The sequence below is a fragment of the Pseudomonas sp. 22490 genome, from assembly GCF_052044465.1.
GTDB lineage: Bacteria > Pseudomonadota > Gammaproteobacteria > Pseudomonadales > Pseudomonadaceae > Pseudomonas > Pseudomonas aeruginosa.
The window spans coordinates 1-23,171 of the sequence record NZ_JBQENS010000054.1 but is presented as its reverse complement, the minus strand read 5'-3'; the positions used below and the strand labels follow the sequence as shown (position 1 = coordinate 23,171).

The following is a 23,171-nucleotide window of genomic DNA, read 5'->3' as shown; positions in this document are numbered from 1 at the left end:
CGTTGGAGTCGTTGAAGGGTGTTCAATCGGTAAAGCCGGACCAGTCGCGGAAAGCCGACAAAAATAATGAAAATAATTTTCAGTGCGTTTCGCTCCGGACGAAAGCAAGCGTCCACGCGGCCGCCGGCGCGACTCAGGCGGCGACCACCCTCACCCACCAGCGGGTATGTCGCTGCAGGCGCACCGGCAGGGTCCGCGCGAGCACCTGCAGCAGCTTGTCGGTGTCGTCCAGGCGATAGACCCCGGACAGGCGCAGGTCGGCGACCTCCGCGGCGCAGCCGAGGTAGCCGTTGCGGTAGCGGGCGACCTCGGCGAGGAAATCGGCCAGGCGCATGTCGCGGGTGACGATGAGGCCATCGGCCCAGGCCACGGCGTCCATCTGCGGCCGTTCGAGGCGCCGCACGCCGTCGGCGGCGATCCGATAGCTCTGCCCCGCCTCGGCCACCGGAGCCTGCAGCGGACGCGCGCCGAAGGCATCGATGCGCACCGAACCCTCGCTGACGCTGAGACAGGTGGCGGCATCTTGCAGGCGTACGTTGAAACGGGTGCCGAGGGCCTCGAACAGCCCTTGCGCGGTACGTACCCGCAGCGGCCTGTGCGTGGGCGATTGCGTATCGGCGCCGCTGGCGAGGAAGATCTCGCCGCGGGCGAGGAGAATCAGGCGCTGGCCGGCGTCGTAGCGCACGTCGACCGCGCTGTCGGTGTTCAGTTGCAGGCGGGTGCCGTCGACCAGCTCGATACTGCGCCGCTCGCCGGTGGCGGTGCTGTAGTCGGCGCTCAGGCGCTGCCAGGGCAGGCTATCGCGACCGACCCAGGCCACGGCGCCGCCGGCCACCAGCAACGACAGCAGTTTCAGCGCCTGGCGCCGCTGCAGGCGCTGCGCGCTACTGTCCAGGGTGCCGTAGGCGACCCCGCCGGGCAGCGCCTTGAAGCGTCCTTGCAGTTCTTCGTTGAGCGCGCTGACCTGCTGCCAGGCCCGCTCGTGCTCGCCGTGCTCCGCGCGCCAGGCCGCGCAGGCGCGCTGCAGGCGATCGTCGGCCGGCTGCGAGCGCAGGCGGACCAGCCAGTGGATGGCCTGCCTGACCACCGCTTCGTCGACCCTACCGCGCGTCCCGTCCACGGCTCCGCTCATTCGCCGTAGCGCAGCAGGTAGCAGTGGTACAGCGCCTCGGCCACGTAGCGCTCGACGCTACGCTGGGAAACCCCCATGCGTTCGGCGATCTGCCGGTGGCTGAGGTCTTCGCACTGGGCCAGGAGGAAGGCGGTGCGGACCTTCGGCTTGAGCCCTTCGAGCATCCGCGAGATTTCCTCCAGCAGTTCCAGCACCAGTTCCCGCGCCTCGGGCGACGGCGCCTGTGCCTCGGGCAGGTGGGCGATGCTTTCGAGGTAGGCGCGCTGCAGTTCCTCGCGACGCCAGTGGTCGATCACCAGGCCGCGGGCGATGGTCCGCAGGAACGCGCGCGGCATGCCGATCTCGCGCAGTTCGCGCTTGAGCAGGATGCGCAGGAAGGTGTCCTGGGCCAGGTCCGCCGCGTCCGCCGCGCAGCCCAGCTTGCCGCGCAGCCAGTTCTGCAACCAGCCATGGTGCTCGCTGTACAGCGCATGCATGGCGCGATGGTGGGCGCTGAGAAGGATCGGGGCGGACATGGGAAAGTCGGGGCGACACATGAATGATAATGAATCGCATTGTCGAGAAGCCGCGGCCTTTTTGCAATAGCACCCGCCGGCCGGCGCCCTACTCGGCCGCCGCGCCTTCGCGCAGGCAGGCCAGCAGGTCTTCGCTGGCACGGTCGCGGTGCGGTTCGTCGCGCCAGCACATGCCCACCGCGCCCTCGCCGGGAATCTCCAGCGCCAGCCTGGCCACCAGGCCGAGCCCGGCAAGGTGCTCGACCACCCGCGCCGAGCCGATGGACAGCATGTCGCTGCCACGCAACAATTCGATGTTGGCCAGCATCGACGATGACTCCAGGCGGTAGGCCGGCGGCTGCCGGCCGCCCTGGGTCAGGGCCATGTCGAGCTTGCTGCGGATCGGCGAGCCGGGCGGCCAGACGATCCAGTCGTAGCGCCGCACGTCTTCCCAGTCCAGCGCGGCGGCCTGGGCCAGGGGGTGACCGGGGCGCGCCATCACCACGATCGCCTCGCTGTAGAGCACCTCGCAGCGCAGGCTGGCGCGCGGCGCATAGTTGTCCAGGCGCCCCACCACCACATCGAGCTGGCGTTTCTCCAGCCGCTCGAGAAGGCCGTTCATGGTGCCTTCGAGCAGTTCCACCTGGGCCCCGGGGTAGCGTCCGAGGAACGCCCGCAATGCGCGCGGCACCAGGCTCGGCGCGGAGGCCGGCGACGTGCCGAGGAGCACCCGGCTGCCGCTGCCGCTGCGCATCGCCTCGAGGTTCTGCCGCGCCCGCTCCATCTCGGTGAGCACGCGCTGGGCGTGGTTGAACAGGGTCATGCCATAGGGCGTCGGGCGCAGGCCACGGGCGTGACGCTCGAACAGCGGCGCGCCGACGTCCTCCTCCAGTTCCTTGAGCCACTTCGACAGGCCCGGTTGGGTGGTGTGTGCGGCCCGGGCGGTGCCGCTGAGGTTGCCGGTCTCCATCAGGCTGACCAGCAGTTGCAGGTGTTGCAGGCGCAGGCGGCGGGTCCAGTCCATCGCAAGCCATCCTCAAATACGTATAGGTCGATGTCTAAATATCATTATTCGGTTATGCCTTCACCTCGAATAATGACTACCAGACCGAGGCGGCCCCGCCTCCTCCCGCCGGAGATTCATCGGTATGCATAACGACAATTCCACCGAGAAGCGCGCCGACTTCTATCGACGCATCCGCCAGCAGCACCTCACCCCGCTCTGGGAAGCCCTGCACAGCCTGGTCCCGGCGCAACCCGCCGGCGGCTGCCAGGCGGCGCTGTGGCGCTATCGCGAACTGCGCCCGTTCCTGCTCGAGGCAGGCGACCTGATCAGCGCCGAGGAAGCGGTGCGCCGCGTGCTGGTGCTGGAGAACCCGGACCTTCCCGGCCAGTCGGCGATCACCCCGAGCCTCTACGCCGGCCTGCAACTGATCCTGCCGGGCGAGATCGCCCCCAGCCACCGGCACACCCAGTCGGCCCTGCGCTTCGTCGTCGAGGGCTACGGCGCCTACACCTCGGTGGACGGCGAACGCACCCGCATGGAGCCGGGCGACTTCATCATCACCCCGTCCTGGACCTGGCACGACCACGGCAACCGCGCCGCCGCGGAAGGCGGCGAGCCGGTGGTCTGGCTGGACGGCCTGGACATCCCGATGCTGCGTTTCTTCGGCGCCACCTTCGCCGAGAGCTACGGCGAACCGGTGCAGCCGTTGCGACGTGGCGAAGGCGACAGCCTCGCCCGCTACGGCAGCAACATGCTGCCGCTGCGCCACCAGCCGACGACGCCGACCTCGCCGCTGTTCAGTTACCCCTACGCGCGCAGCCGCGAGGTCCTCGAGCGCCTGGCGCGCCTCGAACGGCCCGATCCCTGGGAAGGCCACAAGCTGCGCTACGTCAACCCGGCCACCGGCGGCTGGGCCATGCCGACCATCGCCACCTGCCTGCAACTGCTGCCGGCCGGCTTCTTCGGGCAGCCCGCGCGCAGCACCGACGCCAGCGTCTATTCGGTGGTGGAAGGCAGCGGCGTGGCGCAGATCGGCGACCGGCGCTTCGCCTTCGAGGCCAAGGATCTGTTCGTCGTGCCCTCCTGGGTCGAGCTGCGCCTGGAAGCCGGCGCCACCGACTGCGTGCTGTTCAGTTTCTCCGACCGCCCAGTGCAGCAGGCGCTCGGCATCCTCCGCGAATCCCGCGAAACCCTCGCCCACTGAAGGACCCGTCCCATGAACCATCTCTTCGCGCCCGAAGCACCCGTCAGCCTCACCATCCATGGCAGCGACCAGACCTTCCCGGTGCGGCGGGTCTACTGCGTCGGCCGCAACTACGCCGCCCACGCCCGGGAAATGGGCTTCGATCCCGAGCGCGAGCCGCCGTTCTTCTTCTGCAAGCCGGCCGACGCGGTGGTCCCGGTCGCCGCCGGCAGCACCCTGGAGCTGGCCTACCCGAGCCAGACCGGCAACTACCACTACGAGATCGAACTGGTGGCGGCGATCGGCAAGGGCGGCTGCGACATTCCCCTGGAGCAGGCCGAGGAACACGTCTGGGGCTACGCGGTGGGCCTGGACATGACCCGCCGCGACCTGCAGATGCGCATGCGCGAGATGGGCCGGCCCTGGGAGATCGGCAAGGCCTTCGACCGCTCGGCGCCGATCGGCCCGCTCTACCCTGCCAGCCAGGTCGGCCATCCGCGCCACGCCGCCATCAGCCTCCAGGTCGACGGCGAGGATCGCCAGCGCAGCGACATCGACCAGTTGATCTGGTCGGTGGCGGAAACCGTCAGCTACCTGTCGCGCTTCTTCGAGCTGCGCCCCGGCGACCTGGTCTTCACCGGCACCCCGGAAGGCGTCGGCGCGGTCGAGCGCGGCGAGCGGATGCTCGGCGCCATCGACGGCCTCGGCGAACTCAGCGTCCGCGTGGTCTGACCCACCGCCCGCGCACGGCGCGGGCCCACCCTGCCCTTCATCCGGGCTGTCGCCACGGCGACGGCCGAGGAACGCTCATGCCTACGCCCGACAAGAACAACAAGATCGACGTCCAGGCCTTCATCGATGCGCAGGCGGTTTCCGCCTTCCAGTTGCGAGTCCTGTCGCTGTGCTTCCTGATCGTCGCCATGGACGGATTCGACACCGCCGCCATCGGCTTCATCGCCCCGGCCCTGGCCCACGACTGGCAACTGAGCCCGGCGCAACTCAGCCCGATCCTCGGCGCCGCGCTGGCCGGCCTGGCCCTCGGCGCCTTCGCCGCCGGCCCGCTGGCCGACCGTTTCGGACGCAAGAGCGTGCTCCTGCTCTCGGTGCTGTTCTTCGGCGGCTGGAGCCTCGCCTCGGCCTACGCCGGTTCGGTGGAAACCCTGGCCCTGCTGCGCTTTTTCACCGGCCTCGGCCTGGGCGGGGCGATGCCCAACGCGATCACCCTGACCTCCGAATACTGCCCGCGCCGGCACCGCGCGCTGATGGTCACCGCGATGTTCTGCGGCTTCACCCTCGGCTCGGCGCTGGGCGGCCTGCTCGCCGCGCGGATGGTCCCGGCGCTGGGCTGGGAAAGCGTGCTGCTGCTCGGCGGCGGCCTGCCCCTGGCGAGCCTGCCGCTGCTCTGGGCATGCCTGCCGGAGTCGGTGCGCTTCCTCGCCCGCCGCGCACCGGACGCGGCGCGCCTGCGGCGCATCCTCGAACGCCTGGGGCGCCTGCCCGACGGCTGGGCCGGACGCCTCGAACTGCCCGCCGACGAGTCCGACGGCACCTCGCCCCTGCGGCAGATCCTCGGCGCCGAGCTGCGCGGCGGCACCCTGCTGCTCTGGGCCACCTTTTTCATGGGCCTGCTGATCATCTACCTGCTGACCAACTGGCTGCCGACGCTGATCGGCGGCACCGGCTTCAGTCTCGGCGAGGCGGCGACGATCAGCGCCATGTTCCAGCTCGGCGGCACCCTCGGCGCACTCCTCCTGGGCAGCGCCATGGATCGCTTCGACGCGCACCGGGTGCTGAGCCTGGCCTACGTCGGCGGCGCCCTGTTCATCCTCGGCATCGCCAGCCTCTACCACAGCTTCGCCCTGCTGGCGCTGTGCGTCGCCGGCGTCGGTTTCTGCATCAGCGGCTCGCAGGTCGGCGCCAACGCCCTGGCCGCCGATTTCTATCCGACCCGCAGCCGCGCCACCGGGGTCAGCTGGGCCCTCGGCCTGGGCCGCATCGGCTCGATCGTCGGCTCCCTCAGCGGCGGCGCCCTGCTCGGCCTGGGCCTGGGCTTCAGCGGCATCCTCGCCCTGCTGGTGATCCCGGCGCTGCTCGCCGCCGTGGCCGTGCATCGCCTGGGCCGGCGCCGGGCCAGGCCTTCTTCCGTCACTCTCTGAACAGGACTTCCCATGCAGCTCTACAGCTTCTTCAACAGCTCCACGTCCTATCGGGTGCGTATCGCATTGGCCCTGAAAGGTCTGGATTACCAGGTAGTGCCGGTCAACCTGCGGCAGGGCGAGCAACTGCGCCCGGCCGACCGCCAGCGCAACCCGATGGGCGCGCTGCCGACCCTGGTCGACGCCGACGGCCGTCGGTTCAGCCAGTCGCTGGCGATCATCGACTATCTCGACGCCGTGCAGCCCGAACCGCGCCTGATCCCTCTCGACCCACTGCATCGCGCCCAGGCGCTGGAACTGGCCCTGCTGGTGGCCTGCGACATCCATCCGCTGAACAACGTGCGGGTGCTCAAGTACCTGACCCAGGTCCTCGGCATAGACGCCGAGGACCGCCAGCGCTGGTACGCGCACTGGGTCGCCGAGGGCCTGGCGGCGGCGGAGACCCTGCTGAACCGACACCGTCGCGGCGCCTTCTTCGCCGGCACCGCAGCGGGCATCGTCGAGTGCTGCCTGGTGCCGCAACTGGCCAACGCCCGGCGCATGGGCTGTGTCCTGGCGCCCTACCCGGCGTTGCTCGAACTGGAGGGGCGCTGCCTGGCGCTCGAAGCCTTCCAGCGCGCCAGCCCCGAGCGCCAGCCCGACTACCTGCCGGACTGACGCGCTGCCCCGTGGAAAACAACAACAAGAAGGACACGCCCATGACCACCCGCATCCGGGCCAGCCTGCTGGCCCTGCCCCTGCTGCTGCCTCCGTTCCAGGCTATCGCCGCGCTGCCGGGGATGAACCTCGGCCAGACCTCCTTCCTCGACGGCAAGGCCCTGCCCGGCACGCTGTTCCAGCAGTTCGTGAATATCTACGAGGCCGACGACTTCATGGACGCCAACGGACACCGGCGCCCGCTCGACAACCGCCTGCGCACCCTGCTCGCTACCAGCCACTTCGCCCACATCAGCCAGCACCAGCTGTTCGGCGCTTACTACGGCGCGGAAATCCTCGTCCCGGTGCTGCTCGCCGATCCCGACTTCGAACCCCACGCCGGCAGCGCCAACGGCCTCGGCAACCTGATCGTCAGTCCGTTCATCCTGCAATGGCCGCAGACCGAGCTGTTCGGCCGGCCCTACTGGCAGCGCCTGAACCTCGCCTTCCAGTTACCCACCGGGCGCTACGACAGGCATCGGGCGATCAATCCCGGCAGCAACCACTGGAGCTTCAACCCGCACTACGCGCTGACCTGGGAATTCGCCGAAGGCTGGGAAGCCAGCGCTCGCCTGCAGTACCTGTTGCCGGGCAAGAATCGCGACCCGGCGCCGCCGTTGGCCGACGACTACCTGCAACCGGGCCAGGCGTTCCACGCCAACTACTCGGTATCGCTGGCGCTGGATGCGCATTGGCGGCTCGGGTTGTCCGGCTACAGCCTGCGACAGATCACCAACGAGCGGGTCGACGGCCACGACCGCCCGGACTCCCGCGAGCGGGTCGATGCCATCGGCCCGGCGCTGATGTTCGGCTGGGGCAAGTCGCGGCTGTTCCTCAACGCCTATCACGAATACGGCGCACGCAACCGCAGCGAGGGCAGCCGGCTGATCCTGCGCTACTCGCAGGTCTTCTGAGCGTCGCCTTCCGGGACGATCGGCAAGCGCTCCAGGGTGCGGAACACCGAGCTGCGCCGCCAGCGCAGGTCCGTCGGTTCCGAGGCCAGGGCGAAACGGCGACGCACCAGGCCGCGCAATGCGCATTGCAATTCGAGCCGGGCCAGGTACGCGCCCAGGCAGTAGTGCGGACCATGGGCGAACGCCACGTGCTGCTTGGCGTTCGCTCGCTGCAACTGCAGGCGGTCGGGGGCGGCGAACATCTCCGGGTCGCGGTTCGCCGCGAGGAAGCTCAGCCAGACCTTCTCTCCAGGCGGAATCCGCTGGCCGCCGATCTCCACCTCCTCCAGGGTGCAACGCACGCCGCCGCGCACCGCGCCATCGAAGCGCAGCAGTTCCTCCACCGCGTTCGCCGCCAACTCCGGGCACCGCCGCAGCAGGTCGAGCTGGTCGGGATGGGTGAGCAGCGCCAGCGTAGCGTTGCCGACCATGCTGATGGTGGTTTCGAAGGCGGCCATGAACACCATGGCATAGGCCGCTACCAGGTCCTCGAGGCCCAGTCCGGCCTCCAGCATCGCGGCGCCGTCGAGGATGCTCGGCGCCGCGCCGGACGGCGGGCGCGAAGAGCCATCGCTCCAGCCGCGCGCCTGGCGTTGCAGGTAGTCGCTGAAGGCGGCCGCGCTGCGGTTGATCTGCCCGGCATCGCCGTGGCTGGCGGCGAGATCGAGCCCGGCGGCCAGATCGCGGCCCCAGGGCAGCAGTTGCCCGGTATCTTCGCGGGGAAAGCCGAACAGCTCGGCGGCCACCCGGATCGTCAGCGGTTCGGCGAAATCCCTGAGCAGATCGGGCTCGCGGCGCTCCAGCAAGCTGTCGAGGAGTTCTTCCACCAGCACCTCGATGCGCGCTTCCCAGCGGCGCACGGCGTCGGGGCCGAAGGCCGGAGCGAACAGCCTGCGCAGGCGGGTGTGCCGCGGCGCGTCGTTGAACAGCATGAAGTTGTCGTAGAAGCGCGCCAGCGGTTGCAATTGCTGGTGGCCGAACCAGCTGGCGCCGCCCTGGCGGACGCCGGCGGCGCCAAGGCGAGCGGGGTCGGCGGAGAAACGGCGGTCGCGCAGGCACGCCGAAACATCGGCATAGCGACTGATCCACCAGATCGAGGCCTGGTCGCGGCAGACCGGCGCACGGGAGCGGATCAGCCGCAACAGCGGATAGGGATCGGCGACGAAGTCGGGATGGTAGGTGTGGATGTCGAAACCGTCGCTCCGCGGGGCCAGCGCCGGACGCTGAGCGTCATGGCGCGGCTGCGCGCTGCCTTCCTCGCTGAATGCGTCGTCCATGGCCCTTGCTCCGCTGGGTTGGCGTAACGCAGGGAGTATAGATGGCCGGCGGCTCGGCGCCGGCCCGGAGGATCAGCGCGGACCGAGGATCTCCGCCAACTGGTCCGGCTGCGGCGCGCCCTGTTGCTGCTGCATGCGCCCCTCGGCATTGAGATAGAAGATCGCCGGGGTCGCCGCGGCGCCCATCGACTCCATCAGTTCCATGTTGCCGGCGAGCTGCTTGCGCACCGCCGCCGGGATCTTCGCCAGCGGCTTCAGGGTGCTGGCCTTGCCCGCCTGCTCATGGTCGTGCAGGGCCTTCTGCGGGTCCTTGCTGGCCAGCAGCGCGGCGGACTTGGCTTCGCTGTCCTCGCGGATGATGCCGACCATGATATGCCGCAACTGCACCTTGCCGGCATCCACCCAGGGTCGCGCCTGCTCCCAGAACATGGTGCAGTACGGGCAGTTCGGGTCGCTGAACAGGTAGACCACGCGCGGCGCGTCGGCACGGCCATCGGCGATCCAGGCGCTCTGCTCCATCTTCTGCCACATTTCCTTGGCCAGCGGCGCATACACCAGGCGCTCCAGCGGTTCGCGGCTGAGGTCCTTGCCCTGGGCGTCGAACAGGTGGCCGGTGAGTACGTGCTTGCCGTCGGGCGTCAGGTACAGCGCCATGCCCTGGTTCTGGTATTCGGCGGCATAGCCGCGCAGGCCATCCGGGGCGTCGAAGCTGCCGAGGATGCGGGCGCCCTTCTCCTGGACCATGCGGATCGGCGCCGGCAGCTCCTCCGCCGCCGTGGCCAGGCCGGCGTTGAGGAGGGTCAGGCCCAGGCCAAGGGTGATCAGGTTGCGCGGCAGTCTCATTCGGAACTCCTGGTTGCGGGGGCGGCAGCGGCCGGCTCGAAGGCTTCGAGGTAGCGCGCCAGGCTGCCGCGGGACAGTTCGCCGAGATGGCTGCCCAGCAGGCGGCCCTCGGCGGTGTAGAAAACGGTGGTGGGCAAGGCGACCGAGCCGACCTGCTGGCCAAGCTGCCCGCCGTTGTCGAACAGCAGGTTGTCCAGGCGCAGGTTCTCGCCCTGGAGGAAATGGCGCACGGTCTCGGCGCTCTCGCCCTGGTTGGCGAAGAGGAACACTACGTCGGGATTCTCCGCCTGCGCCTGTTGCAGCACCGGCATCTCGCGCCGACACGGCGGGCACCAGCTGGCCCAGAGGTTGATCACCAGCGGGCGGCCCCGGAAATCGGCCAGTTGCACCGACTCGCCGGCGGCGTTGCGCAGGCTCAGTTCGGGCAGGCGCGTACCGCGCTCGTAGATGCCCAGGCCCAGGCTGCCAAGCAGCCAGAACGCCAGTCCGAGGCTGGCGCCGACACCCAGCGAGCGACGTAGCGCCGGTCGCCGCCAGGCCCAGAACAGCGCGCCGAGCACGGCGGCGAGCAGGCCTGGCCAGGCGAGGAAACCGCCATCGCGGATATCCAGCATCTGTGCGAAGTCGCCGCGGTACTGCGGCCAGTAGCGCACCACGAAAGCCAGGCGCGCCACCAGCAGGCCGAGCAACAACAGGTTGAACAGCACCGGCTCGGCGTTGCGCCCGCCGCCGCGCGCCGCCAGCCAACCACCGAGCAGCGCGGCGCCGAGGGCGAGGAACAGCAGCAGGTGTTGCAGCGAGACCACCAGCGGCCCCAGGGAAAAACTCAGCATCAGCCGCGCTCCCGGGTCGCCTGCCAATGGGCGAGGAAGCCGCCGGCGTCGACTTCGCCGGTCAACCGGCGCGCGCGGCGCTCCTCGCCTTCCGGGCCGATCCAGATCAGGCTCGGCGGGCCGGGTACCTGGTAGCGGTGCAGCAGCTCGCGGCTGGCGGCGTTATCCGCGGTCACGTCGAGCCGCAGCAGGCGCACGCCCTGCAGGGCGGCGAGCACATCGGGCTTGGCGAACACCTGTTTCTCCATGATCCGGCAGGACACGCACCAGTCAGCGTAGTAGTCGAGCAGCACCCATTGTCCCTCGGCCTTGGCCGCAGCCAACTGACGGTCCAGCTCGGCCGGCTGGCTCACCGTGAGGAACGCCTCGTGGGCGCTGGCCGTCGGCGTAGCGCCCCGGTTCGCCGCCGCATACACCTGTAGCGGACGCCAGGGGTCGTCGGCCCCGGCCGCGGCGCCCAGCAACATCGCCGCGCCCCAGAGACCGAAGATGCAGCCCGCCGCGCCGAACAGCACCGCGTGCCGCGCCAGGCCTCGCGCCGTGTGCAGCGCGGCGTAGGCCAGGACCAGCAGCAACGCGCCGCCAAGGCCGATCCACAGCGCCTCGCCGAGCAGCGGACGCAGGAGTATCCAGGCGGTGCCGAGGAAAAGGAAGCCGAACACGCCCTTGACCAGGTTCATCCAGGGACCGGGCTTGGGCAGGAAGCGGCTGCCGACCGTCACCAGCAGCAACAGCGGCATGCCGATGCCGAGGCCCAGGCTGAACAGCACCAGGCCGCCATGCAGGGCATTGCCGGTCTGCGCGATATAGAGCAAGGCGCCGGCCAGCGGCGCGGTCATGCACGGTCCCACCAGCAGCCCGGACAACGCGCCGAGCGCAGCGGCGCCGGCCAGGCTGCCGCCCTTGCGGCCGCGACTGAGACCGTCGAGGCGGTCGCGCAGGGCAGCCGGCAGTTGCAGTTCGAAGAAGCCGAACATCGGCAGCGCGAGGAACACGAACAGCGCGGCGAAGCTGCCCAGCAGCCACGGCTGTTGCAGCCAGGCCTGCAGGTTGCCGCCAAGCAGCGCCGCGACCACCCCGAGTCCGGCGTAGACCAGCGCCATGCTCAGCACGTAGCTACCGGCCAGCAGCAGGCCGCGACGAGGGCCGGCGCCGCTGCCGACCACCAGCCCGGCGAGGATCGGCAGCATCGGCAGCGAACAGGGAGCGAACGCCAGCAGCAGGCCGAGGCCGAAGAACAGCAACAGGCTCCAGGCCAGGTTGCCGGCCTGCAGGCTGCCGGCCAGGCCCTGGTCCTCGGCGACTTCGCCGCTCGTCCCGGCGGCGGCAGGGCCGGTACCGCCCAGGTCGAGCGCCTGGCTCTGCGGCGGATAGCACAGGCCGGCATCGGCGCAGCCCTGCCAGCCCAGGCGCAGTTGTCCGGCGGCGGCCGCCGGCAGGGTCAGTTCCAGGCTCTGGCGATAGACCTGCGACTCGCCGAAGAACTCGTCGCTGTGGCTTTCGCCGGGCGGCAGCTGCGGCTGCAAGGCCGGGTCGAGTCCGTCGAAGCGCAGGCGCTTCTGGTACAGGTAGTAGCCCGGCGCGATCTGCCAGCGCAGTTGCACCTGGCCGTCGTCGAGGCGCTCCCAGGTGAAGCGGAAGGCTTTCTCCACCGGCAGGAAATCCGTCTGCGTCGCGCCGCGCGGCGCGAACAGGTCGTCGCCCGGTTGCGCCTGGGACAGGCCCGGCAGCAGGAGCATCAGGAGCAGGATCAACACACGCATGGATAACGCCTTCTACGATGAACTCGGCGGCAGCATGGCCAGCGACGATTAACAGGCCGTTAACGCGGCCACGGGAAAACCCCGGCGACGCGCCGGGCGGGGCATAATCCTGGCTTAATTCGCCCGCTTCAGACTCCTATCCCTTTAACCAGCGATACCGCCATGCATGTACTGCTCACCGAAGACGACGACCTGATCGCCAGCGGCATCGTCGCCGGCCTCAACGCCCAGGGCCTGACCGTGGACCGGGTGGCCAGCGCCGCCGATACCCAGGCGCTGCTCCAGGTGGCGCGCTTCGACGTGCTGGTCCTCGATCTCGGCCTGCCCGACGAGGACGGCCTGCGCCTGCTGCAACGCCTGCGCCAGCAGGGCGTCGACCTGCCGGTGCTGGTGCTGACCGCGCGCGACGCGGTGACCGACCGGGTCGCCGGGCTGCAGGCCGGCGCCGACGACTACCTGCTCAAGCCCTTCGACCTGCGCGAACTCGGCGCCCGCCTGCATACCTTGCAGCGGCGCTCCGCCGGGCGTTGCGTCAACGTCATCGAACACGGCCGCCTCAGCTACGATCCGAGCACCCGCGAAACCTGGCTCGACGGCCGCCCCGTGGAACTGTCGCGACGCGAACAGGCGCTGTTGCAGGCATTGCTCAACAACCGCGGGCGGATCCTCAGCGGCGAGCAGCTCAAGGACAGCGTCTATGGCTTCGGCGACGAGGTCGAGAGCAACGCCCTCAACGTCCACATCCATCACCTGCGGCGCAAGCTCGGCAACGCCATCGTGCAGACCGTGCGCGGCCTCGGCTACCGCCTCGGGCCGGCGCGCGGCGACGGAGACGACGCATGAGCCTGCGCCTGCGCCTGACCCTGATCCTCGGCTCGGCCTTCATCCTGCTCTGGTCGCTGGCCGCGGCCTGGATGCTCTGCGACCTGCGCGGGCAGATGATGCGCTCCTTCGACCAACGCCTGGCGGCCTCGGCGCGGATGGTTGCCGGCCTGCTCCAGCAGTTGCCGCAGCCGCAGCCGGCGGACGGCCAGACCACGCGCCTGAGCGCGGAGCAACTGGGAATTCCCAACGGCATGGCCTGCCAGGTCAGCTCACTGCGCGGCGAAGTCCTGGCGCAGAGCCATGCCACCCCGGAGCGGGCGCTGGACAGCACCGCCAGCGGCTTCCGCGACCAGGAAATCAACGGCGTGCTGTGGCGCAGCTTCACCGTGCAGGCCGGCGATCTGCGGGTCAGCACCGCCGACCGCCTGGAAGAGCGCGACGTGCTGCAACGCTCGGTGGTGGTGGCCGCCGCGGTGCCGGTGACGGTCGCCCTGCTCGGCAGCCTGGCCCTGCTCTGGCTCGGCGCCGGCCAGGGTCTGGCGCCGCTCAAGCGGATTCGCGACGCCCTCACCCGGCGCGGCGCCGACTCGCTGGAGCCACTGGAGCTGGCGGCCCTGCCGAGCGAACTGAAGCCGCTGGTGGAAACCCAGAACCAGTTGTTCCAGCGCATCGCCCAGGCCATCGAACGCGAGCGACGCCTGACCGGCGATGCCGCCCACGAGCTGCGCAGCCCGCTGACCGCGATCAAGACCCACCTGCAGGTCGCGCGCATGACCGAGGGCGCCGCCGCCGAGCAGGCCCTGGCCCACGCCGAGGAAGGCGCCGACCGTCTGCACCGGACGCTGGACCAGCTGTTGCTGCTGGCGCGGGTGGAAGGCAGCCTGTCGTTCGACGACGGCGTGCAATGCAGCGCCGAGGACGCCGCCCGGGTAGCCATGCACGACGCCGGCCACGGCGACGTGCGGATGTTCGAGCTGAAGCTGGCCGACGGCTTGTCCGAGGCGCCGCTGGAAGTCCCCTCGGTGCTGGCCATCGCCGCGCTGCGCAACCTGCTGGACAACGCCCTGCGCCACACCGCCGCCGGCACCCGGGTGGAGCTGGCGGTGGAAACCGCGCAAGGCTGCGCGCGCTTCCACGTCCGCGACCACGGTCCGGGCATCGCCGAAACCGACCTGCCGCACCTCACCCGGCGTTTCTGGCGCCACGGCAAGAGCGGCGGCAGCGGGCTCGGCCTGGCCATCGTCCAGGCTATCGTGCAACGCTGCCAATGCCGGCTGGACTTCGACAGCCGCGCGGACGGCCTGCGGGTGACGCTGGAAATGCCGCTGCGCGAGTGATGCGCGGGCCCACCCGCCAACCGGCCCCCGTAGGGCGAATAGCCGCCCGCGGCTATCCGCCGGACCGAGGCCCAGGCATCGGCGGATAACGCCNTGGCGTTATCCGCCCTACCCCCGCGCCGACCTGCTTCCGCCGGACCGGGTCTCCGTCCTGCGGACGCCAGGCCACGAGGGTCAGATTCCCTGTCCCAGCAGCACGCCGTTGACCTTCTGTCCGTACAGGTTGACGCCGTCGTTGGCATGGAACTTCTGCCGCGTCTTCTCCACCGAACCGTCCACCAGGCGCGGGTCCTGCGGGCGCTCGTGGCTGTTCATGAAGGCGGCGACGTCCCAGGCGTCGCGGTCGCTGAGGGTACCGGGCTTGCCCAGCGGCATGTTGTACTTGATGAAGGAGGCCGCGGTGTTGATGCGGTGCATGCCCGCGCCCCAGTTGAACGACTGCGCGCCCCACAGCGGTGGGAACACCGTCTGCCCCAGAGCCATCTGGCCCTGGCCGTCGGCGCCGTGGCAGATCGCGCACTGCGCGGCATAGACCTTGGCGCCGCGCTCGATGCTGTAGCCGCCTTCCGGCGGGGCCACGTCCGGATAGCCGCGTCCGGGCAGGCTGACCCCGGTCGGCGCCTGGCTCGCCAGCCAATAGGCGTAGACGGTCAGGGCCTTGATCTCCGGGCTGTCGGCCGCCGGCACCTTGCCGTTCATGCTGAACTGGAAGCAGCCCTGCAGGCGCTCGGCGAACGTATTGACCTTGTTGTTCTTGGCGCGGAACGCCGGATAGACCGGATAGGCCGCCCACTGCGGCGCGGAGTTGGCCCGGCGGCCCTGGTCGAGATGGCAGTTGACGCAGTTGAGCTGGTTGCCGACCAGATGCGGCGCGTTCTTCCGGGTTTCCACGAACAACGCCTGGCCCTGGCGTACCATTTCGCCGAAGGCGTTGTCCGGGAGGCTGCTTTCCGCCGGCGGCTGGAACGGCTCCGAGGGCGCCGTTGCCGCGTGGACGGGAGCGACCAGCAGGCCGGCGACGGCCAGGGAAAGGATCGACGGCATGTTCATGGCTGGCCTCCTGCCTGACCGAGGGTGGCGAAGAACTGGCTGACGCTGCGGATCTCCTCTTCGCTGAGGGATTTGGCGATATGTCCCATCAGATCGTTCGGGTCGTTGCGGCGAGTGCCAAGCTGCCAGGCGCGCAACTGGTTGCTCAGGTACATCTCGCCCTGCCCCTGCAACGGCGGGAAGGCCTCCCCCACGCCGCTGCCGGCCGGACCGTGACAGGTCACGCACTCGGGAATGTTGCGCTCCCAGGCGCCACGCACCGCCAGGGTCTCGCCGGGGCTGCGCGGGGTGGCCACGCGCGACAGCGCCACCGGCTTGGGCGCCGGCATTGCCGCGAGGGTAGTGGCGAGCGCCTGGATCTCGTCGTCGCCGAGAGCATCGGCTATGCCCTTCATCACCGGGTGCTCGCGACTGCCGCCCTGCTTGAGGTCATGCAGTTGCTTGCTCAGGTAGGCGGCGGGAAGGCCCGCCAGGCGTGGAAAGCCGGCGGCGGCCAGGCCCATGCCATCGGCGCCGTGGCAGGTGACGCAGGCCGCGGCGGCCGGGTTGGCGCCGCCCTGGGTATAGAGTTTCTGGCCGTCGACGGCGGCCTGGGCCGTCGCCGCCAGCAAGGCGGTCAATGAAAACAGCAGTCGGTGTGCAACCGGCATGGCAGGGTTCCTCTCTGGCTTATTGTTTTTAGTTCTAAGTTTAGAACCAAAAAACCTATCGCCGAAAGACCCTACCGCACGCAGGTCTACATCATTTTCCCTACAGGCCCCGGATCACGCCCCTTTCAGCCCCGCGACGATTTCGCAAGAGCGCAGCCGATGGGCGTGCTCGTAGAAGTCGCTGGTGAAGATAAGCTCGTCGGCGCCGGTCTGCTCCAGGAGGATCTCCAGGCGCGCGCGAACCTTCTCCGGACCGCCGATCACCGCCAGGCCGAAGAAGCTGCCGACCGCATCCTGCTCGTGGGGCAGCCACAACGGCGCCATGCTTTCCACCGGCGGCTTCTGTTTCAGGCTCTCGCCGCGGATCAGCGCCAGCACGCGCTGGAAGGCGGTAGTGGCGAGGAACTCGGCCTCTTCGTCGGTGGGTGCGGCGATCAGCGGCACGCCGATCATCGCGTAGGGTTTGTCGAGTACCGCCGAGGGCTGGAAGTTGCTGCGGTAGATGCGCAGCGCCTCGTGCAGGTAACGCGGTGCGAAATGCGAAGCGAAGGCATAGGGCAAGCCTTTCTGCGCCGCCAGGTGGGCGCTGAACAGGCTCGAACCGAGTAGCCAGATCGGCACCTGGGTACCCTCGCCCGGCACCGCCAGCAGGCTCTGCTGGGAACGGCGCGGGCCGAGCAGCATTTCCAGCTCGGCGACCTGCTCGGGGAAGTCGTCGCCGTTGCCCAGGCGGTCGCGACGCAAGGCGCGCATGGTCGCCTGGTCGGCGCCGGGGGCGCGGCCAAGGCCGAGGTCGATGCGGCCCGGGTAGAGCGTCTCCAGGGTGCCGAAGTTTTCCGCCACCACCAGCGGCGCATGGTTCGGCAGCATCACCCCACCCGAGCCGACGCGGATCCGCGAGGTGCCGCCGGCGATATGGCCGATCAGCAGCGCGGTGGCGGAGCTGGCGATGCCATCCATGTTGTGGTGCTCGGCCAGCCAGAAACGGTTGAAGCCCAGGCGCTCCACATGGCGCGCCAGGTCCAGGGAGTTGTGCAGGGCTTCGGCCACGCTGCCGCCGGTGCGCACCGGCACCAGGTCGAGCATGGACAGGGGAATATCAGCAAGCGTTGTCATGAAGGCTCCAATCGGCAGCGGGCGATGGCCAGGGCGCGAGACACGCGCGGAAGGACCTCGCCCGGGGTTTGGATCAATTCTATATCACGCGTTATAGTTTTTGCCCACGGAGAATCCATGGGCTTTTTCCAGTCAAGGCGCGCTGTGGCGTCAGGCGGCCTCGACCGCCAGCAGGGAATCCCAGGCCGCCATCGCGCAGCGGCCGATGGCCAGCAACTGCTGGCGGCTGGCGCCGTCGCGGGCCTGGATCGATAGGCCCTGAAGCACGCTGCTGTAGAAACTGGTGAGCGCGTCGAGATCGGCTCCGGCCGGCACGTCGCCGTCGGCCACGCCTCGTGCGAAACGCTCGCGCAGCAGGCGCGCGGCGCGCCGCCGGTGATCGCGCAGGTAGTCTTCGACGCCTTTGTTGGCCGGCGAGAAATTGGTCGTGCTGAGGTCGACCAGGCAACCGCGCGGCTTGCCTTCGGTGGTGTAGCTGACGGCGGCGCTTTCCAGCAGCGCGGCGATCGACTCGCGCGCCGTCGGCAGGGCGAAGGCGCCCTTGGAAAGCTGGCATTCCTGGCTCAGGTAGAGTTCCACCGCCGAACGGAACAGCGCCTCCTTGGAACCATAGGCGGCATACATGCTCGGCGCGCAGATGCCACCCATGGCCTCCTTCAGCGCAGCCATGGTCGCGCCTTCGTAACCGGCCTCCCAGAACACGTCGAGCGCCCGGCGCAATGCCTGTTCACGATCGAAGCCGCAGGGGCGTCCACGCTTGGCCATGGGAATTCCTGAGAAAAAAACACGTCATATGGTAACACTGGCGAACAGTCGCAAGGCTGGAGGGGGTCGCTTGATCCATCACCGCGCTCGATATACACCATGCAGGCTTTTTACTTCTACCGGTTCTCCCGCTGGGCAAACATGCTCTCCAAGGGCAGACGCCCACCCTTCCCCAGGAGAACCGATCATGTCCAGCTTCAGCGCCCTCGCCAGCTACTTCGCCGCTTCCGCGTTCTACAGCAATGCAGTGACCCCTACTCGCCCGGTTCAGGCCAGCGCGCCCGCGCCGACCAGCGAGAAGAAATGAGCCCAAGGAGGCATCCATGCTCTCAGCCCGCTCCCGCAAGGCCCCGACCTATGGCGTCACCTATGTGAGCCTCGAGGATTGCACCCTGCACTTCGAGACCGAGTACATCATCGAGCGCCGCGACGGCAGCCTCGCGCACATGCCGATGCGCACGCCGGTCAGTGAGCGCGAAGCCCTGCAACGCCTGATCGAAAGCTGCATCGACGACTGATACCTCCAGTGCCCGTGTGCCGCTCTCAGGAGCGGCCAGCGGCGTTTTCCCAATCCGCCACCAGCGTCCGCAGTCGCGCGTCGCGCAGTTCGAAGAGTTCCAGCAGCCCCAGTGCCCGGATCGCCGGCAGCAGGGCGCGCAGGTCTTCTTCAGCCTGCCGCCGTTGCGCCGCGGGCAGTTCCTCCTCAAGCAGCAGCCGGGCGTTGGCGATGAACGCGCCGACGCTGCCCTTGCGTATCTCCACGCCGCCCAGGCGGATGCGGTCCTGTCGGTCGGGAAGGATGTCTTCGGCTTTCATAGCGTGCTCCAGGCAAGAATGATGAGCCGCCAGGCTACATCCGCAGTCGAATGGCCTATTATCCATCCCGAGCCAATCATCGTCGCTTTTCCGCCAAATGCTTCCGGAACCCCTGCCCGTCCCGCTCTTCGCCCTGCGCATCGACCGCGCAGCCAGCCGCACGGCCTCCCACCGCCATGCCTGCGGCCAGCTCTACTGCCTGGAGCGCGGCCTTCTGGTGGTCGAGGACGAGCATGGCCGCCAGGCCCTGCCTCCGCGCCAGATCGCCTGGATCCCACCGGGTCACCCACACTCGGCGCACTCCCACGGCAGCCTGGCGGGCTGGAGCGCCTACCTCGCCGCCGAACACTGCCGCGACCTGCCCCGGCACCCCGGCGTGCTCGCCTGCTCGGCTTTCGTGGCGCTGATCGTCGAACGCGCCACCCGCTGGCCGACCGGCTCCGCCTGGAGCACCGAACGCGAGAACCTGCTGCGCGTGCTGCTGGACGAACTGCGCCACGCCGTGCCCCAGCGGACCCGCCTGCCCTATCCGGGGGATTCGCGCCTGCGCAGGATCGCCGAGGCATTGCTGACCAACCCCGGCGATCCGCGGCCGGCGGCCGAATGGGCACGCTGGGCGGGCCTCAGCAGCCGTAGCCTGAGCCGGCTGTTCGGCGCCGAGACCGGTATGAGCTTCGCGCAATGGCGGCAACTGGCGCGACTGCACGCGGCCGTCGAACGGCTGGCAGCGGGCCAGGCGGTCGGCGAGGTCGCCTGGTCGCTCGGCTACGAAAGCCCGAGCAGCTTCGCCAGTGCCTTCCGCACAGTATTCGGCGAGACGCCGTCCGGCTATTCCAGTCGCGCCAACGAAGCGCTAGCCTGAACCTTCCGCGCCACGAGCCTTTCCCCATGAGCCACGCCAATACGCCCCGCGACTGGGTTCGACGCGCCCCGCAACACGGTGCGGTGGAACGCATCGAGGCTTACTTCGCCGGCCACGGCTACGATCCGCATCGCCACGACACCTATGCCATCGGCCAGACCCTGGCCGGGGTGCAGAGCTTCCGCTATCGCCGCAGCCAGCGCCACAGCCTGCCGGGCGGCTGCCTGGTGCTGCATCCCGACGAGCTGCACGACGGCGAGGCCGGCAGCCAGGAAGGGTTCCGCTACCGGATGCTCTACGTCGAGCCGGCGCTGATCCAGCAGGCCCTCGGCGGCCGGCCGCTGCCGTTCGTGCGCGGGGGCTTGTCCGACGACCCGCGCCTGATCGCCGCCAGCCGGGCCCTGCTACAGGCCATGGATACCCCGCTGGAGCCGCTGGAAGAACAGGACGCCCTGTTCGAACTGGCCCACGCCCTCGACGCCGTGGCCGGCAACCGGGCGCGCGGCAGGCGCCACTTCGACTTCGTCGCCGCCGAGCGCGCCCGGCAGTACATCCACGCGCACCTGGAGCGCCCGCTGGGCCTCGACGAACTGGCGCAGGTCGCCCAGCGCGAACGCTGGAGCCTGTCGCGCGATTTCCGCGCGCTGTTCGGCACCAGCCCCTACCGCTACCTGATCCAGCGCCGGCTGGACATCGCCCGCCGGCTGATGCTCGGCGGCCAGACGCTGGCCGAAGCCGCGCTTGCCGCCGGTTTCGCCGACCAGAGCCACATGACCCGCCATTTCGGCCAGAGCTACGGCCTGCCGCCGGCACGCTGGCTGCGTATGCTCGGCCGCGCCTAGCCAGGTTGCACGATCATCCAAGACCGCCCGCTCCGTAGCCGCCTACCCTGGCGCCAGAGACCAACCACCGGAGCGCACCGATGTCCACCAGCACAACCCAAGCGATCAACTTCGCCGCCAAGCTCGCCCTGTTCGACGACCGCTGGCAACCCAGGGTGATCGCCCAGATGAACGACTACCAGTTCAAGCTGGTGAAGATCGAAGGCGACTTCGTCTGGCACAGCCACGCCGACACCGACGAGACCTTCATCGTCCTCGCCGGTCGCCTGCGCATCGATTTCCGCGACGGCGCGGTGCACCTGGGCCCCGGCGAGATGTATGTGGTGCCGCGCGGCGTGGAGCACAAGCCGTTCGCCGAGGGCGAGGTGCGCATGCTCCTGGTGGAGCCCTGCGGCGTGCGCAACACCGGCGACCAGGGCGGCGAGCGGACGGCCGTCAACGATCTGTGGATCTGAACGAATAAGCAGTGTGCTTTGGCGGCAATGTATATTCGCGCCGCCATAGCGCCTACATATACATGCAAACCTGCCATTGGAGACATCCTCTAAAACACAGCACGCTCAAGAATAAAAACTGCCAAGGCACATAATAAATTTCCAAAACCGCCAGAAACGACACATCTCCACATCCTTCAAAAACCCCTCCCAAGGGCATTTCAAAAGCGCCATCCCACCTAGACCGTCAAACATGCTTCTGTCTACTCCATGACACCCAAAGCCTCTCACGCAAGAAAAATCCATTAGTTTTCACAGAATTCTCTTACACACATCAAGAACGATATCGTGCTAAAAAACTAACGCCACACCACCCCAAACAGCAGGGAATATAAAATTGTCAGAACACAATTTTAGCAAACTCAAGATAGATAAAATCAGGAGAAGTCCTACACTCATAATTTCCGGCTACGGAGCGGGAATCGCCATACTCTTCTCAATCTTCAATGACCAACTAGGAATGGAGAAAAAATGGCTAGCAACCATTGACGCAACATTATCAATCTGCGCCATAATATTTTACACAGGAATCATTCATCTTATTTCAACAACAAAAGCGCTTAAAGAGCTAAACAAAGAAAAATCTAACCAACTAGAGCCACGAAAACGCATTCAAACACTTAGCGGGCTTCTAATCATGATCTCCACAGGCTTATTCGGCCTCTATCTGATTGGCAATAGCGATATATCACCAGGAGCAAAACTGTCATCATCCACAACCGGCCTAATACTACTTAGCTCTTGCATTATCGCTTTACTAATAATTTTTGAAAAAATCTCAAAGGAGTTATCAGGTGCGCGAACTAAATCGCCGCCATGAGCCTCTACGCCCTCGGCCGCTGGATCTGGTACCGGCCGTTGCGCAACGCCACCGAGGAGCAGATCGTCGAAGCTGTTCCAGCGCCAGGACGAGCGCCGCTCGGTATGGCTCGGCCTGCTGGTGGAACAGATCAACGCCGGCCTGCGTACGCAGAAGCTGCAACTGTTCTACCAGCAGCTCAACGGCCTGCTGTTCGGCGTGGAGAACCTGCTGGTGATCTGGCTCGGCGCGACCATGGTGATGGACGGCCAGTTCAGCGTCGGCATCCTGATGGCCTTCAACGCCTACAAGTCGCAGTTCGACAGCCGCGTCGGCAGCCTGATCGACAAGTTCTTCGAGCTGCGCATGCTCCAGTTGCAGGGCGAGCGCCTGGCCGACATCGTGCTCCAGGCCCCGGAGGTCAGCCACGGCGACATCCTCCCGGAGAACCTCCGCGAGCGCGAGGCGAGCATCGAGATCCAGGGCCTGCGCTACCGCTACGCGGAACAGGAGCCCTGGGTCCTCGACGGCCTCGACCTGCGCATCGCCGGCGGCGAGTCGGTGGCCATCGTCGGCCCCTCGGGCTGCGGCAAGAGCACCCTGTTCAACGTCCTGCTGGGCATCCTCCCGCCAGTGGAGGGACAGATCCGCATGGCCGGCCTGGACCTTGCGCAACTGGGCCTGGACGGCCTGCGCGAACTGGTCGGCACGGTGCTGCAGGACGACGTGCTGTTCGCCGGTTCGCTCAGCGACAACATCAGTTTCTTCGACCCGCAACCGGACATGCCCTGGCTGCTGCAGTGCGCGCAGATGGCTGCCATCCACGATGACATCCAGGCCATGCCGATGGGCTACAACACCCTGGTCGGCGACATGGGCACGGTGCTCTCCGGCGGCCAGAAGCAGCGGGTGATGCTGGCCCGGGCGCTGTACAAGAAGCCGCGCATCCTGTTCCTCGACGAAGCCACCAGCCACCTCGACGTACACTGCGAACAGCGGGTCAACGCCGCCATTCGCGCGCTGCGCATCACCCGCATCATGGTCGCCCATCGGCCCGAGACCATCGCCTCGGCGGACCGCGTGATAGTCCTCGGCCAGGGCAAGGTAAGCCTCGACGAAAGCACCGCGCGCCTGGCCGAACGCCAGGCCGCCGCGGCGCGGGAGCAGGCCTGATGCGTGCCCTCGCCGGCCTGTTGTGCGGCCTGCTCGGCCTGGTTCCCGGCGCCGCCGCCTACGAGCCGGACGTGTTCGGCACCGCCGGCCAGGTCGCCGGCCAGGC

At 68.4% G+C, this 23,171-nt stretch carries 26 protein-coding genes and 1 pseudogene; 15 read left to right on the top strand and 12 right to left on the bottom strand.

All coding sequences use genetic code 11. The features are described 5' to 3' along the window. Positions 1-133 precede the first annotated feature (133 nt). The 3 genes from foxR to ACTJJX_RS33420 form a co-directional block, all read right to left on the bottom strand. Positions 134-1,120 (bottom strand): anti-sigma factor FoxR, encoded by a 987-nt coding sequence (gene foxR / locus ACTJJX_RS33430; RefSeq protein WP_003113290.1) that lies wholly within the window; start codon positions 1,118-1,120, stop codon positions 134-136. 8 nt (positions 1,121-1,128) lie between these two features. After that, positions 1,129-1,647, bottom strand: a complete 519-nt coding sequence (locus tag ACTJJX_RS33425) for a sigma-70 family RNA polymerase sigma factor (protein ID WP_003120096.1) — start codon at positions 1,645-1,647, stop codon at positions 1,129-1,131. 88 nt (positions 1,648-1,735) lie between these two features. After that, the gene (locus ACTJJX_RS33420) at positions 1,736-2,650 is read right to left on the bottom strand and encodes a LysR family transcriptional regulator (protein WP_003089777.1); all 915 of its coding nucleotides are present in this window, start codon (positions 2,648-2,650) and stop codon (positions 1,736-1,738) included. A gap of 124 nt (positions 2,651-2,774) precedes the next feature. Here ACTJJX_RS33420 and gtdA point away from each other — a divergent pair, with 124 nt between their 5' ends. The 5 genes from gtdA (at position 2,775) to ACTJJX_RS33395 (ending at position 7,581) form a co-directional block, all read left to right on the top strand. Further along, positions 2,775-3,836 (top strand): gentisate 1,2-dioxygenase, encoded by a 1,062-nt coding sequence (gtdA, locus tag ACTJJX_RS33415; protein ID WP_016852839.1) that lies wholly within the window; start codon positions 2,775-2,777, stop codon positions 3,834-3,836. Between the two features lie 12 nt (positions 3,837-3,848). Next, the gene (locus ACTJJX_RS33410; RefSeq protein WP_003089781.1) at positions 3,849-4,547 is read left to right on the top strand and encodes a fumarylacetoacetate hydrolase family protein; all 699 of its coding nucleotides are present in this window, start codon (positions 3,849-3,851) and stop codon (positions 4,545-4,547) included. A 77-nt stretch (positions 4,548-4,624) separates the two neighbouring features. After that, positions 4,625-5,971 (top strand): MFS transporter, encoded by a 1,347-nt coding sequence (locus ACTJJX_RS33405; protein ID WP_003139140.1) that lies wholly within the window; start codon positions 4,625-4,627, stop codon positions 5,969-5,971. A gap of 12 nt (positions 5,972-5,983) precedes the next feature. Continuing rightward, positions 5,984-6,628: a maleylacetoacetate isomerase gene (gene maiA, locus ACTJJX_RS33400; RefSeq protein WP_003109561.1), complete on the top strand. Its 645-nt coding sequence runs from the start codon at positions 5,984-5,986 to the stop codon at positions 6,626-6,628. A 41-nt stretch (positions 6,629-6,669) separates the two neighbouring features. After that, positions 6,670-7,581 (top strand): SphA family protein, encoded by a 912-nt coding sequence (locus ACTJJX_RS33395; RefSeq protein WP_003451365.1) that lies wholly within the window; start codon positions 6,670-6,672, stop codon positions 7,579-7,581. Here ACTJJX_RS33395 and ACTJJX_RS33390 read toward each other — a convergent pair. The 4 genes from ACTJJX_RS33390 to dsbD all read right to left on the bottom strand — a co-directional run bounded on the left by ACTJJX_RS33390 (position 7,563) and on the right by dsbD (position 12,336). Beyond that, on the bottom strand, positions 7,563-8,897 hold the full coding sequence (locus ACTJJX_RS33390) for a cytochrome P450 (protein ID WP_003116880.1): 1,335 nt from the start codon (positions 8,895-8,897) through the stop codon (positions 7,563-7,565). The genes ACTJJX_RS33395 and ACTJJX_RS33390 overlap by 19 nt on opposite strands. Positions 8,898-8,969: 72 nt before the next feature. Further along, positions 8,970-9,740 (bottom strand): thiol:disulfide interchange protein DsbG, encoded by a 771-nt coding sequence (gene dsbG / locus ACTJJX_RS33385; protein ID WP_003089790.1) that lies wholly within the window; start codon positions 9,738-9,740, stop codon positions 8,970-8,972. Beyond that, positions 9,737-10,573, bottom strand: coding sequence for a TlpA family protein disulfide reductase (locus ACTJJX_RS33380; protein WP_003089792.1), 837 nt, complete (start codon positions 10,571-10,573; stop codon positions 9,737-9,739). The genes dsbG and ACTJJX_RS33380 overlap by 4 nt, the downstream gene beginning before the upstream one ends. Next, positions 10,573-12,336, bottom strand: a complete 1,764-nt coding sequence (gene dsbD, locus ACTJJX_RS33375) for a protein-disulfide reductase DsbD (RefSeq protein WP_003103572.1) — start codon at positions 12,334-12,336, stop codon at positions 10,573-10,575. Before dsbD ends, ACTJJX_RS33380 begins: the two co-directional genes overlap by 1 nt. Positions 12,337-12,498: 162 nt before the next feature. On the opposite strand from dsbD, the gene ACTJJX_RS33370 reads away from it, so the two are divergent. Both ACTJJX_RS33370 and ACTJJX_RS33365 read left to right on the top strand, forming a co-directional pair. After that, positions 12,499-13,179, top strand: a complete 681-nt coding sequence (locus tag ACTJJX_RS33370; protein ID WP_003103570.1) for a response regulator — start codon at positions 12,499-12,501, stop codon at positions 13,177-13,179. Then, on the top strand, positions 13,176-14,498 hold the full coding sequence (locus ACTJJX_RS33365; protein ID WP_003103567.1) for an ATP-binding protein: 1,323 nt from the start codon (positions 13,176-13,178) through the stop codon (positions 14,496-14,498). Before ACTJJX_RS33370 ends, ACTJJX_RS33365 begins: the two co-directional genes overlap by 4 nt. 174 nt (positions 14,499-14,672) lie before the next feature. Here the strand turns inward: ACTJJX_RS33365 and ACTJJX_RS33360 are convergent, their stop codons facing one another. The 4 genes from ACTJJX_RS33360 to ACTJJX_RS33345 form a co-directional block, all read right to left on the bottom strand. Next, positions 14,673-15,548 carry a c-type cytochrome gene (locus tag ACTJJX_RS33360; RefSeq protein WP_003103565.1) on the bottom strand — a complete coding sequence of 292 codons (876 nt, stop codon included), beginning with the start codon at positions 15,546-15,548 and terminating at the stop codon, positions 14,673-14,675. Then, positions 15,545-16,198, bottom strand: coding sequence for a c-type cytochrome (locus tag ACTJJX_RS33355; RefSeq protein ID WP_015648902.1), 654 nt, complete (start codon positions 16,196-16,198; stop codon positions 15,545-15,547). Before ACTJJX_RS33355 ends, ACTJJX_RS33360 begins: the two co-directional genes overlap by 4 nt. 114 nt (positions 16,199-16,312) lie before the next feature. Further along, positions 16,313-17,314 (bottom strand): LLM class flavin-dependent oxidoreductase, encoded by a 1,002-nt coding sequence (locus ACTJJX_RS33350; RefSeq protein WP_003089806.1) that lies wholly within the window; start codon positions 17,312-17,314, stop codon positions 16,313-16,315. 150 nt (positions 17,315-17,464) lie between these two features. Beyond that, positions 17,465-18,079: a TetR/AcrR family transcriptional regulator gene (locus ACTJJX_RS33345; RefSeq protein WP_003089808.1), complete on the bottom strand. Its 615-nt coding sequence runs from the start codon at positions 18,077-18,079 to the stop codon at positions 17,465-17,467. A gap of 187 nt (positions 18,080-18,266) precedes the next feature. Here ACTJJX_RS33345 and ACTJJX_RS33340 point away from each other — a divergent pair, with 187 nt between their 5' ends. Next, on the top strand, positions 18,267-18,386 hold the full coding sequence (locus ACTJJX_RS33340) for a PA2485 family small membrane protein (RefSeq protein WP_003089810.1): 120 nt from the start codon (positions 18,267-18,269) through the stop codon (positions 18,384-18,386). A gap of 16 nt (positions 18,387-18,402) precedes the next feature. Continuing rightward, the gene (gene ptrC / locus ACTJJX_RS33335; protein WP_003089814.1) at positions 18,403-18,597 is read left to right on the top strand and encodes a type III secretion system co-regulatory protein PtrC; all 195 of its coding nucleotides are present in this window, start codon (positions 18,403-18,405) and stop codon (positions 18,595-18,597) included. Positions 18,598-18,622: 25 nt separating this feature from the next. Here ptrC and ACTJJX_RS33330 read toward each other — a convergent pair whose 3' ends face one another. After that, on the bottom strand, positions 18,623-18,895 hold the full coding sequence (locus tag ACTJJX_RS33330; protein WP_003089816.1) for a hypothetical protein: 273 nt from the start codon (positions 18,893-18,895) through the stop codon (positions 18,623-18,625). 97 nt (positions 18,896-18,992) lie between these two features. Here ACTJJX_RS33330 and ACTJJX_RS33325 point away from each other — a divergent pair, with 97 nt between their 5' ends. The 6 genes and pseudogenes from ACTJJX_RS33325 to ACTJJX_RS33300 all read left to right on the top strand — a co-directional run. Then, positions 18,993-19,757, top strand: a complete 765-nt coding sequence (locus ACTJJX_RS33325) for an AraC family transcriptional regulator (RefSeq protein ID WP_003116877.1) — start codon at positions 18,993-18,995, stop codon at positions 19,755-19,757. 26 nt (positions 19,758-19,783) lie between these two features. Continuing rightward, positions 19,784-20,599, top strand: a complete 816-nt coding sequence (locus ACTJJX_RS33320) for an AraC family transcriptional regulator (protein ID WP_003113300.1) — start codon at positions 19,784-19,786, stop codon at positions 20,597-20,599. 80 nt (positions 20,600-20,679) lie between these two features. Beyond that, the gene (locus tag ACTJJX_RS33315) at positions 20,680-21,054 is read left to right on the top strand and encodes a cupin domain-containing protein (RefSeq protein WP_003089825.1); all 375 of its coding nucleotides are present in this window, start codon (positions 20,680-20,682) and stop codon (positions 21,052-21,054) included. Between the two features lie 376 nt (positions 21,055-21,430). Further along, entirely contained in the window at positions 21,431-21,913 is a 483-nt protein-coding gene (locus ACTJJX_RS33310) for a hypothetical protein (RefSeq protein ID WP_124132426.1), read from the top strand. Continuing rightward, positions 21,901-23,065: pseudogene (locus ACTJJX_RS33305) on the top strand (peptidase domain-containing ABC transporter); the annotation flags it as partial. The gene ACTJJX_RS33310 and the pseudogene ACTJJX_RS33305, both read left to right, overlap by 13 nt. Further along, a partial coding sequence (locus ACTJJX_RS33300) for a hypothetical protein (RefSeq protein ID WP_223656525.1) occupies positions 23,065-23,171 on the top strand: 107 nt, incomplete at its 3' end. The pseudogene ACTJJX_RS33305 and the gene ACTJJX_RS33300, both read left to right, overlap by 1 nt.